Source organism: Castellaniella sp., assembly GCF_034675905.1.
Classification (GTDB): Bacteria; Pseudomonadota; Gammaproteobacteria; order Burkholderiales; family Burkholderiaceae_B; genus Castellaniella.
Window position 1 is genome coordinate 84,039 of sequence record NZ_JAUCCV010000004.1, and the last position, 14,545, is coordinate 98,583.

The following is a 14,545-nucleotide window of genomic DNA, read 5'->3' on the forward strand; positions in this document are numbered from 1 at the left end:
GTTGCGGGTTTCCAATGAGAGTCGCGCGCACGGTCGCGCCGGCAAGCGCGGCGGGCCGTGCGCGACTATGCAATTTACAGTGTGCAGCCGCCCTGGCACATGGGATCGTCATCCAGGCCGGTCACGGGCTGCGCCGCAGGCGCCAGCTGGATCCCGGCGATATCCAGTTTCACAAAGCCCTGAGCAGCAGAAAAATCAGCGACTTTCTTCATGCCCGCCGAGGTCTTCTGGTTCATGTAGTACTTTGATTTCAACCCCATCTTCACGCGGTACAGGTAGTTCTGGATCATTTCAGTGGATTCGATGCTGGCATCGCCGATCACCTTGCGATAGAAATCAGCCGAAATCCCCTGATCCGTCCATTTCTGAATGATGGCATAGACGTCGGTCATGTCCTTGGTCGGCACCTCCCACGCGGATTCGTACCACCGGCCCAGCACGTCGCCTTCGGGGGCGGCCCAATAGTTCACCCGCTGATTGTCGGTCTTGATCATCGTCAGTTCGCGGATGGGATAGACGCCATTGGTCGTCCCGGACGAATTCGCCGAGGTTTCCGTAGGCATGTGCGCCGCCACCACCGAATTGCGGATACCGCCATTGGCGATCACATCCGTCCGCAGGGATTCCCAATCGTAGTGGTTCTGGAGATCGGCGATCTTGTCCACATTGGGGTTGTAGGTGTCGATCGGCAGCCAGCCTTGGGGCCATTTGGACTTGTGCATCCAGGGAGCATTGCCCAATTCCTTGCCCAGCTGCAGGCTGGCCCGGACCAGATGGTAGTAATGGCGTTCCGCCACCCAATGGATGAACTGCTTGCCGCTGTCCTCGGTATAGCGCTTGTGGTTTTTCGCCATCAGATGCGCCACCCCCAGCATGCCGACGCCGGCATTCAGGCGCGCCTTGGACGTGACGCCCACATGCGGCAGTTCGTAGTCGGCCAGATGGATGCACTTGTCGATCATCAGCAAGGCGTAGTAGGCGACTTCTTCGTACTGCTCGTCCGACTCGATGTTCGACACCACGATGCCCGCCAGATTGCAGGTCGCGACTTCGGGTGAGGAATAGCGCACGACACGGGCGACACGGCGGCCATCGGCCAGCACATCCCCCGCGGCCAGGTCTTCCAGGTAGACCATGCCGCGGGCCGTTTCCACGGCTCCCGTACCCGGCTGCAGCGACTGCAGCCGCCCGGTTTCGTCCTCGAATTCGACAAAGGAAATATCCGCTGTCTGATAGAGCTCGGTGATGTGGTTGTAAGGCGCCGTGGGCAATGCGATTTCGGAACACAGGTTCGAGCTGTAGATCGTGCCCTTGAAGGGCGTGTGACGATTCATCTCGTAGATATTGTGTTCGTAGACGCGTCCGGTCTCGTTCCACTCATTGATGGCGGTGATCAGCAATTCCCGCGCATTGACGGTCTGCTTTTTGAAGCCGGAGTCCTGGTCATACTGTTCGTACAAGGTCTCGAAGCGTTCCTCGTCGTCGCTGTACAGCGCCTCGTACAGATCGGGCGCGGTATGGCAGTTGAACAGGAAGACGCTTTCATTGCGGGCGACCTTGCGGGCAAAGAAACGATTGCCGCCCCAGGAATAGTCCATGCCGCGGATCTTGCGGTCTTCGGTGGACATGGGGTTTTTCAAGCGCAGCAGGGTGTCGATTTCCGGATCGAAGATCGAAAAATAACTGGTGCAGGCGCCGCCCCGGCCATTTTGCAGATTGGCCTTGATCTCGGCCACCACCGCGCGCAGGTAGGGCAATTTCCCCTGGTGACGGATCACGCCGCCGCGCACCGGATCGTTGACGGAACGGGTTTGCAGATAGGAGCCAATGCCGGCGCTCATGTACGTCATGGTGTTGGCAATGTGATTGCCCACGGCGATGGAACGCGCCGAATCGCCGGACGCATACAGGCAGCAACTGGCATAGCCGCGCAGAGGCGTCCCCAGATTGATGTGGTTGGGCGTCGGCGCATTGATGCGGTTTTTCGACAGGTGTTCGTAGAATTTCGCGACGTCGCGCATGCGCCGTTCGCGAGGCTGATCCACCGCCAGGGCCATGGCCATGCGCATATAGACGAACTGCGGCGTTTCGTAGTGGATGCCCTTGACCCGATCGGAAATCGCATATTTCGACCGGTGCGTGTGGATCTGATAGTGAGCGTATTCGAAGTCCCGCGTGTGATCGATCAGGCCTTCGACCTGGAAGTATTCTTCTTCTGAATAATCCAGGCGTTCCATATAGCCCAGGCCTTCCAGGCGTCGGTGCAGCGTCAGCACCGTGGGAAATGCCCCATCGCAGACGTCTTTCAGCTCTTTCTGGGCCAACGCCGCATACAGCCGTCCCGCCATCCGGTTATACGACCAGGTATCCGCATCCAGACAATGCCGGATGAGCTGTATCTGCAGAAATTCCGAGGAGCATTCCTCGGGCATGTTCGTGACGGTTTCCAGCACCACGGACGGCCAATCCACACCATCGCCCAAGGTCGTGGCGCCCCATTCCCCCCAACCATTGAGTTTGGACGGAATAAAGGGCTCTTTGCGCCCATCGCGCTTGATAACGGTCTTGATCATGTCGGTAGTCTTCTTTTGGCGGGTGGATGGGGAAGCACGGTGTTGAATATGTTTTTCACACCAAATATTGTGCGTATCCTACACCAAATACACTACATGTAGTGATTCAAAAATGATCACCCCAGAGGCTGGGAACACCCGGAAAACGGCTTGGAGTCAACCGCAGCGGGGCTTCACCCTATGGAAAAAATGTTATTTCAATTTGTGTCTTTAACTCCATCGCCGGGGACAGCAGCGGTATCTGACCAGCCTTGCAACACCAAGGCTTCAAATTCGGCGGCGGGCACCGGACGGCTGAACAAATAGCCTTGCCAGGCCTGGCAGGCATGCTGCTGCAGGAAGGCTCGCTGCGGCTCGGTTTCCACGCCTTCGGCGATGACCTGCAAGCCCAGGCTCAGGCCCAGCGCCACAATAGTGCGCGCAATGGCGGCATCGTTCGGATCGGTCAGCACATCGCGCACGAAGCTTTGATCGATCTTCAACTGATCCAGAGGCAGACGTTTCAGATAGGCCAGGGAAGAATACCCTGTGCCGAAATCATCCAGCGAAAAGCCGACGCCATAGCTTTTCAGACGCATCATTTTCTGGACGGTATCCTCGATGTTCTGCAGCAACAGGCCCTCGGTCAGCTCCAGTTCCAGCCGATGGGCGTCGGCGCCGGCGCCCGCCAGCGCCGCCAGCACCTGATCGACAAAATCCGGCTGGCGGAATTGGCGGGGGCTGACATTGACCGCGACCCGCAGTGTCGACAGCACCGGATGATCCGCCCACGCCGCCAGCTGACGGCAGGCCGTACGCAGCACCCAGTCGCCCAGAGGCAGGATCAGACCGCTTTCCTCGGCCAGCGGGATGAAGGATGCGGGCGATATATAGCCGTCACGAGGATGCTTCCAGCGCAGAAGCGCCTCGCATCCGCTGATGCCGTCCTGATTGACCTGGGGTTGATAGAAGAGCTCGAACTGATCGTGATCCAGCCCCACCCGCATATCCAGTTCCAGGGCGACCCGTGTATGGATGACGGCCTGCATGTGCGGATCATAGAACCGCAAGGTATCCCGTCCGGCCGCCTTGGCCTGATACATGGCCAGGTCCGCACGCCGCAAATGCTCGTCGGCGGCCGTTTCCTGCCCCAGGAACAGGCTGGCCCCCATGCTGACGCTGGAATGGTAGAACTCATTGCGCAGCAGATAGGAGGCCCTCAGCACCTGCAGAATCCGGCGGCCGATGTCTTCGGCCTGGGCAGCGGCTTCTTCGGGCTGATCCGACAGGTCTTCCAGCACGACGACGAATTCGTCGTCGCCATGCCGGGCGATGGTATGGGAATCCTGCAGATGGCTGCGCAAGCGCTCGGCGACCTGCTGCAACAGCTCGTCGCCCGCCTCATGGCCGCGCGTCTCGTTGATGGTCTTGAAATGATCCAGATCCAGCATCAGCAGGGCGCCATACCGGCGCCGGCGCGCACTGGCAGCCAGCACCTGCTGCAGACGGTCCAGCAACAGGCGGCGGTTGGGCAGCCCCGTCAGGGGATCGTTATACGCCAGGTAGCGGATTTCTTCTTCGGCGGCCTTGCGCACCGTCATGTCTTCCAGCGTCACCAGGTAGTCGCCGCCCAACTGCAAACCGGACAAGGCCACCGAGCGTAAGCTTCCATCCTGGCAGCTGATCTGGAATTCCAGCTGCGCCCGATGCTCACCGCCGTCCGATGTCTGCTGCCATTGGTGCTCCCAGGTTCGCCGCATCCGCCGACGCACCGTCCGATCCGGAATGGTCAAGGCCCACCAGGCCCGGACATCCGGCATGCGATCCTCGGCATAACCGCAGATCTGCAGAAACCGTTGATTGCGAAAAACGATGCGCTGCCCCTGCTCAACCAGACAGACCCCCACCGGCAAATGATCCAGCAGGCTGCGCAGCCGTTGCTCGCTATTACGCAAGGCGTCCTGCATGTGTCTGCGTTCCGTGACGTCCTGGATCACGGCCACGTGATAGCTGGGCGCGGCGCCAGGGCGAAGGATCGGCGATACGGTCAGGGACACCCAGACGAAGTAGCCGTCTTTGTGCAGCATGCGCTTGTCCATCTGGAATTCCGGGATTTCGCCGGATTGCACCCGTGCCACCTGGGCCAGATCAGCAGCCAGATCGTCCGGGTGGCTGAGCGAGCGGAAATCCCGCTGCAGCAATTCGGATTCGGTATAGCCCAGGATCGCGGCGTACTTGCGATTGACCCGCACCAATTTCCCGGTCGCCACCTCGGTCAGGGACACCCCGATGGCGGCTTGATGGAACACCGCCCGAAACCGTTCCTCACTATCTTGCAGCGCCTCATGCGTACTGACGACCTGGGACACCGCCCGCAGGCGCAATCGGAAGAGCACGCTGGTCAGGACGGCCAGCAGCATGGACAAGGCGCCGCCGGCGATGCCCATCCACCAGGGCAGCCAGCGCTCCTCGGCCGAGGCCAGTGGCTGCATCTGCACAAAATTCAACTGCCAGCGCCGGTCCAGGACGTCCAGCACGCGGGTTTCCCGCCCAAGGTCCGGCATCGCGCCGGATCCAGCGAGCAGCGACTGCCCCAGAACCGTGCCATTCGACCGGGACGCGGACGCCTGGCCAAGCCGGGTGGCAACGCGCGGCCCGATATCCGTCAAATACAGCGATGTGCCGCGTAAGAATCCAGATGCCCGTACCGCATCCAGCATTTGATCGACACGAATGACCGCTGCGACCGAACCGATAAAGCCCGAGGGGGAATCAGCCGCCTCGCGAAAGATCGGATAACGCAACAAGAACCCGGTGCGATCAGAGGTCTCTTGTACGAGAGGAAACGGGGCGGACGCCGTCGCTTGCCCAGACCACCGCCCCGCCAGGAGAGCCGCCAGATTGGCGGGCTGCGAGGAGATCTCCAGCCCTTCGACGCCTTCATTGCCATCGCGGGGCCACAGGTATTCCACCACGTAATAATCCGCCTGCTCACGCAAGGGATGGACAGACGCCGCGCGCCCCACCGCCGATCCGGCCTGGCGCTGCAATCGCGCCTGATAGGCGAGCAGATCGGCAGCCTTGACCCAGCGCACAAAAGACAGATTGATCAGTTCCGGATAATGACTGCGGACGCCATGCCCCGCCACGACGCGCTCGAACTGACTGCGATCGAGATCAGGGTCGATGAGAAACAGGCCGCGCAGCCCCGCCACGATTTCGCGGATGGCTACGATCCGCTGGGCCAGGGCATCGGTCGAGGAACGGACTTCTTCTGAAAACCGGATCTGGGCAACCGAGCGGACCGCCTGCACCTGATGGCGCACCAGACCGGCAGTCAGGAGCAACCCCAGCAGCGCTACGGCCAAGCCGGGCCACCAGTGCTTGAACGCCAGATGCGATCGGACTGCCGACATGCATTGTGCTCCAGGCTAGAGAACCTTACGGTTTCAAGCGCCAGCTGGTCACGATGCGCAGCAGACGCCCTGGTACAGCATACCGAATTTTACAGAAAGTAGCACTCAGCCTCTGCGCCGATCACCACAGCACGAAGAACAACAGCCAGGCCCAGACGAAAGGCAGCATACCCGCCGCCACAGCACTCACGGCCAGCCCTTTGCGCCACCATCGAGCCGTGCGCAAACCCGCCAGGCGCCATTCAAAGCGCAAACTCCAGGCCAGCGCCAGCGCCAGCAACAGGAACCGCACTGGATTGGCCCAGCCCGTCGGCACGCCTTCGTGCTGCAAGAGCGTCAGCGTGGTGGCCGACAAACCCAGGAACACTCCGACTCCCGCCGCAGGGATCAAGCCCTGAGCCAGCTTGTGCACGCCTGCCAGACGGCTGCGCAGCAGACGCCCGCCGGCATCGCGCACACCGGGGTGCGGGCAGTCCGGCAGCACGCGGTCTGCCAGCCACAAGCCGCAGAACACCGCGCCACCCACCGCACAGGCCGCGCCGAAGATGAACAGAAGAATGACCGTGCCATCCAGCCAGCTGAAGCTGTCATTGACCTGCGGGTAGTGCGTCAAGACGAACCAGGGCGCATTGTCCGCCAGCGGCCAATAGATGTCGCGGTTGACCAGCCAAGTCGCCACGGATTGCTTGATGGTGACAAACCAGGGGCTGGCGCTCCAGAGAAACGCTCCCACGGCCAGCCCCATCAGGCCAAACACGATCAGCATCGTCTGCCAGCCGCTGCCTTCCGCGACATGGACGATCTCGGCTTCCGGTGAACGCGGCGACAGCGTGATGGCCCCGCGATAATCGCTGCAGCGGCCGCACATATGACAATCCGCCGCGCCTTGCATATTGCGCAGCGGCAGCAAGGGTGCACAGTTGATGGATTCGATGCGCCGTACCGGCGCCCGCCAGGCCTGCGCATCCACCCGGTAGTACCAGGGGGCCAGCTTGGCCAACAGATTGAAGACTCCATTGACCGGACACAGATATTTGCACCAGACCCGCTTGTTACGGCCATACAGCCAACCGACGATCATGGCCGCGATCGTGGATCCGCCCAAAACGGCGGCCACCGCCCAGGGATACTGGTAGACACTGACCAATTGGCCGTAAATCGTCGTCAGGCTGAAAGCGACAAACGGCCAGCCGCCCCACCGCATCCAACGGGGGATCGCCCTGCCCCGGCCATGCCGGCTGGCCCATTCGGTCAGCGCGCCTTCCGGACAGAACAGACCACACCAGGCACGACCGAACAGAGGAATCGACACCAACACGAAAGGCCACCAGACGCCCCAAAACGCGAACTGAGCCACCACCGTGAGATTATTGAAGACCGACGCGCTGCGGTCAGGCAGCGGCAAGATGGCCGGAATGATCAGCAGGGCCAGATAGACGCCAACGATGACCCACTGAATCGCGCGGATGGCCTGCTGATGGTCACGCAGGAAGTCTCCAGCCTGCGCGACGTGCGCCCGAAACCCCTGCCCTCGAGAAACCGAACCGATCATCCCTGCCCTTTCGCAGTGCGCCTACCCGGCGCGCAAGGCGCAAAGAATATACCCGCCCCCCGCCGTGTGCAAATTCCAGCCATGATGCACATCCGCGCCGATCAGGTGGCGGCCGGCGTCCCGGCCCGCCCCGACAAGGACCGGGGCTGGGCCGACGCCCGTCGCAGCAGGTACAAAACCACCCCCCAATAGCCCAGCCAGATCAGCAGCTGTGACAGAGCGGGATAGGCCCGGTAACCGGCGAAATCAGCCAATATCTTGCCCAGGCCGCCAGCAGTATCCAAGAGCCAGCTGCTGTCCCAGATCGGGTCCACCAGCACAGGCAGGACATCCAGTGAAATCAGGCGATCCGTGGCGGACACCAGCAAAGCGCCCGCCAACAGCAGCAGCAGGATTTCCGTCAGTTTGAAAAACCGCCGCCAGGTAATGATCCGCCCTCCCAGCTGCAACAGCCAGAACGTCAGCAGCGCCACGACGAACCCCCCGATGCCGGCCAGCACCATCGGCAGCGTCTGCCCGCCCTGCTGCGAGGACAGTACCGTGCCGTACAGGAACACCACCGTTTCGCTGCCCTCCCGCGCCACGGCGATCATGACCAGCGTCAGCAGACCCCACCAGTGATCACCACCGATCTGTGCAGAAGCGCCGCCCTCCAGTTCCCGGCGTAAACCGCGCCCGTGATGACGCATCCAGACCACCATCTGGACCACCAGCCCGCAAGCGGCCAGCGCCATCAGCGCCTGAAACCATTCCTGGCCTGTATCGGACAACCAGGACGCCATGCCCAGCAGCGCCAACGCCAAGGCCACGGCCAGCAGCAGCCCCGCGCCGACACCGCCCCATAGCCAAGGCAGGCCGCGCCGTCCCTCGGGGGAACTGCGCAGCCAGGAATACAGGATGCCCACGACCAGCAGGGCCTCGACGCTTTCACGCCATACGATAAAGGCGACTTGTTCCATGAAGGGCTTCCGAAATCAGGGCTTGGGCAGCACGACCAACGTGCCCTTGACCTGAGGATGAAAATCGTCGAAGAAGGGATATTCACCCGGCCGGGACAGAGACAACACCACAAAAGACGTCACCCCCGGCCCCAACACTTTTTCCTTGCGCAAGGGCAGGCTCTCGAACTCGACGGCTTCGGTGCTTTCATTGACCAATACGATCTTGAACCGCCCGGCAGGGACTTCCAGCCGGGCAGGTTCAAAGGTGCCATCCGTCTTGAACGTCAGCTGATAGACCGGCATGTCGGCACGCGCCGCTGAAACCGGGGCCAGCCATCCAGCCAGCGCTACTGCGATTGCCAGCATCCCTGACCAGGCCCGCATATCAGTACCCGCCCTTCTTGCCGGTACCGGCGAACACGAAATCGTATTTCACTTCAAAGGTCTTGAACCAGGGGGCGACGCCGGTTTCCTTGTCCACATGACGACCGAAATGATTGTTATGCGCCGTTTCGGGTGACCCGATGATGAAGGTCAGCTGGTATTTCCCCGGCCCTTCGAGCTTGACGTTATCGCCATAGTGAGGGCCGTCATTGGCCACCATGGGCATCAAGTCGCCCTTCAGGACCTTGTCGCTGCCCTGCTTCTGCAACACATACTGGATGTTCAGATACGGCGCCCAGGCGCCTTCGGGCAAACCATTTTTGTTGTCGGCCGTGGCGTGGATGTCGGCTTCCAGGTGCACATCGGAATCCTTGGCGGCCCGCATCATACCGACGGGTTCCATTTCAACCGGCTGCAGATACACGGCGGCTACCTCCAGACCATGGATGTCCTTGGGCTCGCCGATAGGATATTCGGCCGCCAGCGCAGAAGACGCCAGACCCAGACCCGCCAAAGCAATAAGCAGCTTGTTCACCATAAAAGTTCTCCGTCATGATAAGCAGAATGATTCTCGTTAATTTAACACCGTCCGCCGCCATTTTCCTGACGCCAGGCTGAACAGGAGAGGGATTTTTGGCGATTCCTGAAGAGGAATACGGACTCAGGCACGTGTTTCGCCCCAGCACCACCAGCGCCCTGAGGCGCTGGTGTAGGTCAGCGTGTCTTTGAAACGGCCAGGGTGAAAAGAATCAGCGTTTTTTCTTGCCGGATTCCGGCTGGCCCGGAAACGGGAAACCCGTAAACAGATTACGCGTCTGATCCTGCATCTGGTCTTGCATCTGCAGGAACACATGCCGGCTTTGCTCTATGTAGCTGTTCATCATGTTCTGCAGCGCCGGGGTTTGCATGTTCATCAGCTGCGTCCAGGCCTCCGGGCCGAAATGCTGCTGATACAGGCCCTGGGACTGTTCGGCCATGCGATCCTGGATGTCCATCAGCACCTGGATGTTCTTTTCCAGAAAGGTGCCCATGACCCCCTGCATGGCATGGCCGTAGAAGCGGATGATCTGGGCCAGCGCATTGGCCGAGAACATCGGCATCCCGCCGGATTCTTCTTCGAGGATGATCTGCAGCAGAATGCTGCGGGTCAGATCCTCGCCGCTTTTCGCGTCGAGAACGTGAAAGGCGGCGTTATCCAGCACCAGCTGCTTGATATCCGCCAGCGTGATGTACGCACTGGACTGGGTGTCGTAGAGCCGGCGGTTGGGATATTTCTTGATCAGCCGGTCGGGCTGCGCGGAAGTGGTTTGCGACATCTGCATCAACCCATGTGCAAGCCGCCGTTGAGCGAAAAATCAGCTCCGGTGGAAAAACCTGCATCATCGGAAGACAGCCAGGCCACGATGGCGCCGATTTCTTCCGGGGTGCCCAGGCGTTTCACCGGAATGGTGGCGACGATCTTTTCCAGTACATCCGGCCGGATGGCGCGCACCATATCCGTGCCGATATACCCCGGCGACACCGTGTTGACGGTCACGCCCTTGCTGGCGACTTCCTGAGCCAGCGCCATGGTGAAACCGTGAATCCCGGCCTTGGCGGTGGAATAGTTGGTCTGACCGAACTGGCCTTTCTGCCCATTGACGGAACTGATGTTGATGATGCGCCCCCACTGGCGATCAACCATATCGTCGATTACCTGTTTGGTGACATTGAACAAGCTGTTCAGGTTGGTATCGATGACCGTGCGCCAATCGTCCTGGCTCATTTTGCGGAATACGCCATCGCGGGTGATGCCGGCGTTATTGACCAGCACATCGACCGGGCCGAATTGTTCCTTGATTTTGACGAAGGCCTGAACCGTGGAATCCCAATCAGATACATTGCCGACCGAGGCATTGAACTTGTAACCCAGGGCAGCCTGTTCCGCCAGCCATTTGGCATAATCACGGCTGGGACCGCAGCCCGCCACGACGGTAAAGCCTTCTTTGGCCAGGCGCTGGCAGATCGAGGTGCCGATGCCGCCCATGCCTCCGGTGACATAAGCCAGTTTTCCACTCATAGGGTTCTCCTTCAGTCAGCTTTTACTTTGACATAGCGCCCAGGGGCGGGCTCTATGATAGGGTATTTCTTATTGCCCAGGGACCGGCTGGCCCGTCGCAACGGCCCGCCATGGCCCGCCAGCCAGCCCAGCCAATCAGGCCACCAGCTGCCAGAGACGTGGGTAGCAGTATCCAGCCATTCGGCTGGATCGCTGGGCAGATCATCCATATCCCGGAACCAGTAGCCGCGCCGGCCGCGTGCCGGCGGATTGATCACACCGGCGATGTGGCCGGATTCCCCCAGCACGAAGCGCAACGGCCCGCGCAACAGCAAGGTGGAGGCATACGCGGACGCCCACGGCACGATGTGATCGTCACGCGAAGCATACAGGTAGGCAGGCATATCCAGGGCACGCAAATCCACGGCCTGACCGCAGACGTGCAGCTGTCCGGTCTTCAGGCGATTTTCCAGATAGGTATTGCGGAAATACCAGGTAAAGAAAGGCCCTGGCAAATTGGTGCCATCGGCATTCCAGGCCAGCAGATCGAAGGCTCTGGGGGACTCGCCCATCAGATAATTGGAACCGACGTAGTTCCAGACCAATTCGGCCGGGCGCAGGAAGGAAAAGGTCGTGGACAATTCACCGGCCGTCATCAGGCCGCTGGCGCCCAGTTGCTGTTCTCGCGTGCGGGCATGCCACTCGTCGACAAAGACATCCATGATGCCGGTATCGCGAAAATCCAGGAAGGTCGTCAGCAGCGTGAGCGCAGCCACCGGATCCCGGCCTTGCGCCCGGGCCACGGCCAGAGCGGTGGACAGCAAGGTGCCGCCTACGCAAAACCCCAGGGCATTGATCTGCGGCTGGCGACTGATGTCCTGCGTCACGGCAATAGCCTGCAGGACCCCATCCTGGATGTAGTCATCCCAGGTCTTGGCGTCGATGCCGTCGCCATCGTCGGAGCGGGGATTACGCCAGGAAATCATGTAAACCTGAAAACCCGCCTGCAAGGCGTGGCGCACCAGGGAGTTGGCGGGCTGCAGGTCCAATATGTAATATTTATTGATGCAAGGCGGCACCATCAACAGCGGCCGCTGATGCACCTGGGCGCACTGCGGCTGGTACTGAATCACCTGCATCAATGCGTTTTCGTACACCACCGCACCGGGCGTGACCGCCAAATTATCGCCGGGGGCAAAGGCGGATTCGTCGGTCTGGGTGATGCGGCAGCGACGCAGATCGTGCAGCATGTTGGACAGGCCGCGCTGCAAGGTATCGCCGCCGCTGCGCAGCAGCGCCTGAATGGCATCGGGGTTGCTGGCCAGAAAATTCGATGGGGCGGCGGCCTCGATCCATTGCATGACGGAAAACTGCAGCCGTTCGCGGCTGGCGTCATCAACGTCGGCAACCCGGGCCAGGTCCTGCAGCGCACGCGCCATGATCAGATAGGCATGGGCTGAAAACAAGGCATGAGGATTGCCTGACCAGGCATCCGAGGCAAACCGCCGATCGGACAGAGGCGGCAGGCTGCCCTGACGGGCTTGACTCAACAGCGCTTGCCAAGCCTGCAAAAAATCGGACTGTACGGCGGACAGACGGTCTGACGAGGCGCTAGGCGGTATCGACCGCCGAGATGAATTCGTATCGCCCACTACACCCCCCGCCCATGCAAGGCCTGATACAGCCTCACGACCACTCGTGCTGTCCATTCTGACATGCTGGCGGCAGGCGTCAATCCGGGTAAGTCGCTAGTATTCCACCTGTCTGGACACCGCCCGGCAAAAGCTGGCCGCCGCTGTCCGCGCAGGATCATGCCAGCCACGCGAGCGTGGCCTGGCGCCCCGTGCGTGCTTGCCGGCGGTAGGAAAAATACCGCTCTGCCTGACGGTAGGTGCATTCCCCGCTGAGCTCGACCCGGGCCACACCGGCCTGTGCCAGTCGCCGTTCAGCCAAACCGGCCAGGTCCGCCAGCCAGTGCCCTGCCCGTACCGATGGCGCAAAACAGCCCGCCGCCCCCGCATCCTCCGCCGCAAAAGCAGCGCGGACCTCGTCTCCGACCTCGAAAACATCCGGCCCGATCCCGGGGCCGATCCAGGCCCGCCACCCGCGTGCCGAAGCTGCTCGCCGCTGCATAGCAGCCAGGGTGTTTTCCAGCACGCCCGCCGCCAGGCCGCGCCATCCGGCGTGCGCAACGCCCAGCACCGTGCCGGCATCATCTGCCAACACCACCGGCAGGCAGTCCGCCGTCATGATGGCCAACGGCAGGCCACGGCTCGCCGTGATGGCGGCATCGGCGCAAGGCGCGACACCGAGGGCGGTCAGCCCTGCCGGTTCCGCTGCGACGGCCTCGTCGGCATGCCATACCGTCGTTCCATGCACCTGATCCAACCAAAGCGGCGCCGCCGGCAGACCGGCTTGCACCCGAGCGCGATTTTCCTGCACGGCGGCAGGATCATCCCCGACATGAAGGCCCAGATTCAGACTATCCCAAGGCGCCGCACTGACGCCGCCGGCGCGCCAGGTGCTGACATATTGCACCCCCTGCCAGGGGGCCCCGGTCACGCCTTGCAGGCCCGCCGCCCATTCGATGATCCGCATCAGCCTTTTCCGCCCCAGCCCAGCTGCGCTTGCACGGCGCAAAAATCTTCCGGCAAGGCGGCGCTAAATGACTGCCACTGTCCTGTGCCGGGTTCCTGAAAACTGAGCGCGCGGGCATGCAACATCTGCCGAGTAGCGCCGGCAAGCGCGCGCCCGCCATACACGCTGTCGCCCAACAAGGGGTGTTTCAACAGCGCCATGTGCACCCGGATCTGATGGGTGCGGCCGGTTTCCAGATGGCACACGACTTCGGATATCGGCTGCTCACCACAGTATCCGATCCGTTGGACGGCATAGTGCGTGATGGCAGGCTTGGGCGCCAGAGGCCGGTCAGCGCTCATGCGCACCGGCACCCGGGCATCGCGGCCGATCGGGGCCTCGATCGTGCCCTGTCCCGACAAGGCGCCGTGCACCAGGGCGCAATATTCTCGTTTGACGGTCCGCGCCTGCAACTGGCGCACCAACGCGGTCTGGGCAAGCTCGGTACGGGCGACGACCAGCAGGCCGGACGTGTCCTTGTCCAGGCGATGGACAATGCCGGCGCGGGCGACATGCAGCAATTCCGGATAGCGGTGCAGCAAGCCATTCAGCAAGGTGCCATGCCAATTGCCCGCCCCGGGGTGGGTGACCAGTCCGGCGGGTTTGTCCACCACGATCCAGTCCGGCGATTCAGCCACCACCCCGAAATCGACCGGCTCGGGCACGAAGGCCAGGTCTTCGGGCGCCTGCTGCGGCCAGACCTGAATCCGGGCGCCAGGCCCGACCGGGGTGCGAATTTTGCCGACCACCCCGTCCACCTGGACGCAACCATCTGCAATCCAGGCCTGCAACCGGCTGCGGGAATGCTGGGGCAACAGCTTGGCCAGCACCTTGTCCAGGCGGTCCGGCAGGGCATGCAGGGGCAGCGTAAATAGCGTCGGCTCGTCGGGGCCGGCATCCTCTGTGGCGAACTCTGTGTCAGGCATGGCGACAAATCATATAATCTGCCGACAATGCTAACACCTTGATCAAGGATGCCCCGTGGCCGTGCAAGCACCCGTTTTCCTGAAATCCCTGCCGTCCCT

11 protein-coding genes are annotated in these 14,545 nt (G+C 61.7%); all 11 read right to left on the reverse strand.

The window, feature by feature from the left end; translation table 11 throughout:
* Nucleotides 1–74: 74 nt before the first annotated feature.
* Complete coding sequence (locus tag VDP79_RS05305) at nt 75–2,573, reverse strand: ribonucleoside-diphosphate reductase subunit alpha (protein ID WP_323017185.1); 2,499 nt, start codon at nt 2,571–2,573, stop codon at nt 75–77.
* Nucleotides 2,574–2,770: 197 nt separating this feature from the next.
* On the reverse strand, nt 2,771–5,968 hold the full coding sequence (locus VDP79_RS05310) for an EAL domain-containing protein (RefSeq protein ID WP_323017186.1): 3,198 nt from the start codon (nt 5,966–5,968) through the stop codon (nt 2,771–2,773).
* A gap of 121 nt (nt 5,969–6,089) precedes the next feature.
* Nucleotides 6,090–7,520, reverse strand: coding sequence for a 4Fe-4S binding protein (locus VDP79_RS05315; protein ID WP_323017187.1), 1,431 nt, complete (start codon nt 7,518–7,520; stop codon nt 6,090–6,092).
* Nucleotides 7,521–7,621: 101 nt separating this feature from the next.
* The gene (locus tag VDP79_RS05320) at nt 7,622–8,479 is read right to left on the reverse strand and encodes an FTR1 family iron permease (RefSeq protein ID WP_323017188.1); all 858 of its coding nucleotides are present in this window, start codon (nt 8,477–8,479) and stop codon (nt 7,622–7,624) included.
* 15 nt (nt 8,480–8,494) lie between these two features.
* Complete coding sequence (locus VDP79_RS05325; RefSeq protein WP_416233051.1) at nt 8,495–8,827, reverse strand: cupredoxin domain-containing protein; 333 nt, start codon at nt 8,825–8,827, stop codon at nt 8,495–8,497.
* A 19-nt stretch (nt 8,828–8,846) separates the two neighbouring features.
* Nucleotides 8,847–9,383 (reverse strand): iron transporter, encoded by a 537-nt coding sequence (locus tag VDP79_RS05330; RefSeq protein ID WP_323017190.1) that lies wholly within the window; start codon nt 9,381–9,383, stop codon nt 8,847–8,849.
* A gap of 211 nt (nt 9,384–9,594) precedes the next feature.
* Nucleotides 9,595–10,161 (reverse strand): polyhydroxyalkanoate synthesis repressor PhaR, encoded by a 567-nt coding sequence (gene phaR / locus VDP79_RS05335; protein ID WP_323017191.1) that lies wholly within the window; start codon nt 10,159–10,161, stop codon nt 9,595–9,597.
* Between the two features lie 5 nt (nt 10,162–10,166).
* On the reverse strand, nt 10,167–10,904 hold the full coding sequence (gene phbB, locus VDP79_RS05340) for an acetoacetyl-CoA reductase (protein WP_323017192.1): 738 nt from the start codon (nt 10,902–10,904) through the stop codon (nt 10,167–10,169).
* A gap of 11 nt (nt 10,905–10,915) precedes the next feature.
* Nucleotides 10,916–12,592 carry a PHA/PHB synthase family protein gene (locus tag VDP79_RS05345; protein ID WP_416233052.1) on the reverse strand — a complete coding sequence of 559 codons (1,677 nt, stop codon included), beginning with the start codon at nt 12,590–12,592 and terminating at the stop codon, nt 10,916–10,918.
* A gap of 100 nt (nt 12,593–12,692) precedes the next feature.
* Nucleotides 12,693–13,481 carry a peptidoglycan editing factor PgeF gene (pgeF, locus tag VDP79_RS05350; RefSeq protein WP_323017194.1) on the reverse strand — a complete coding sequence of 263 codons (789 nt, stop codon included), beginning with the start codon at nt 13,479–13,481 and terminating at the stop codon, nt 12,693–12,695.
* Complete coding sequence (locus tag VDP79_RS05355) at nt 13,481–14,446, reverse strand: RluA family pseudouridine synthase (RefSeq protein WP_323017195.1); 966 nt, start codon at nt 14,444–14,446, stop codon at nt 13,481–13,483. The genes pgeF and VDP79_RS05355 overlap by 1 nt, the downstream gene beginning before the upstream one ends.
* Nucleotides 14,447–14,545 lie beyond the last annotated feature (99 nt).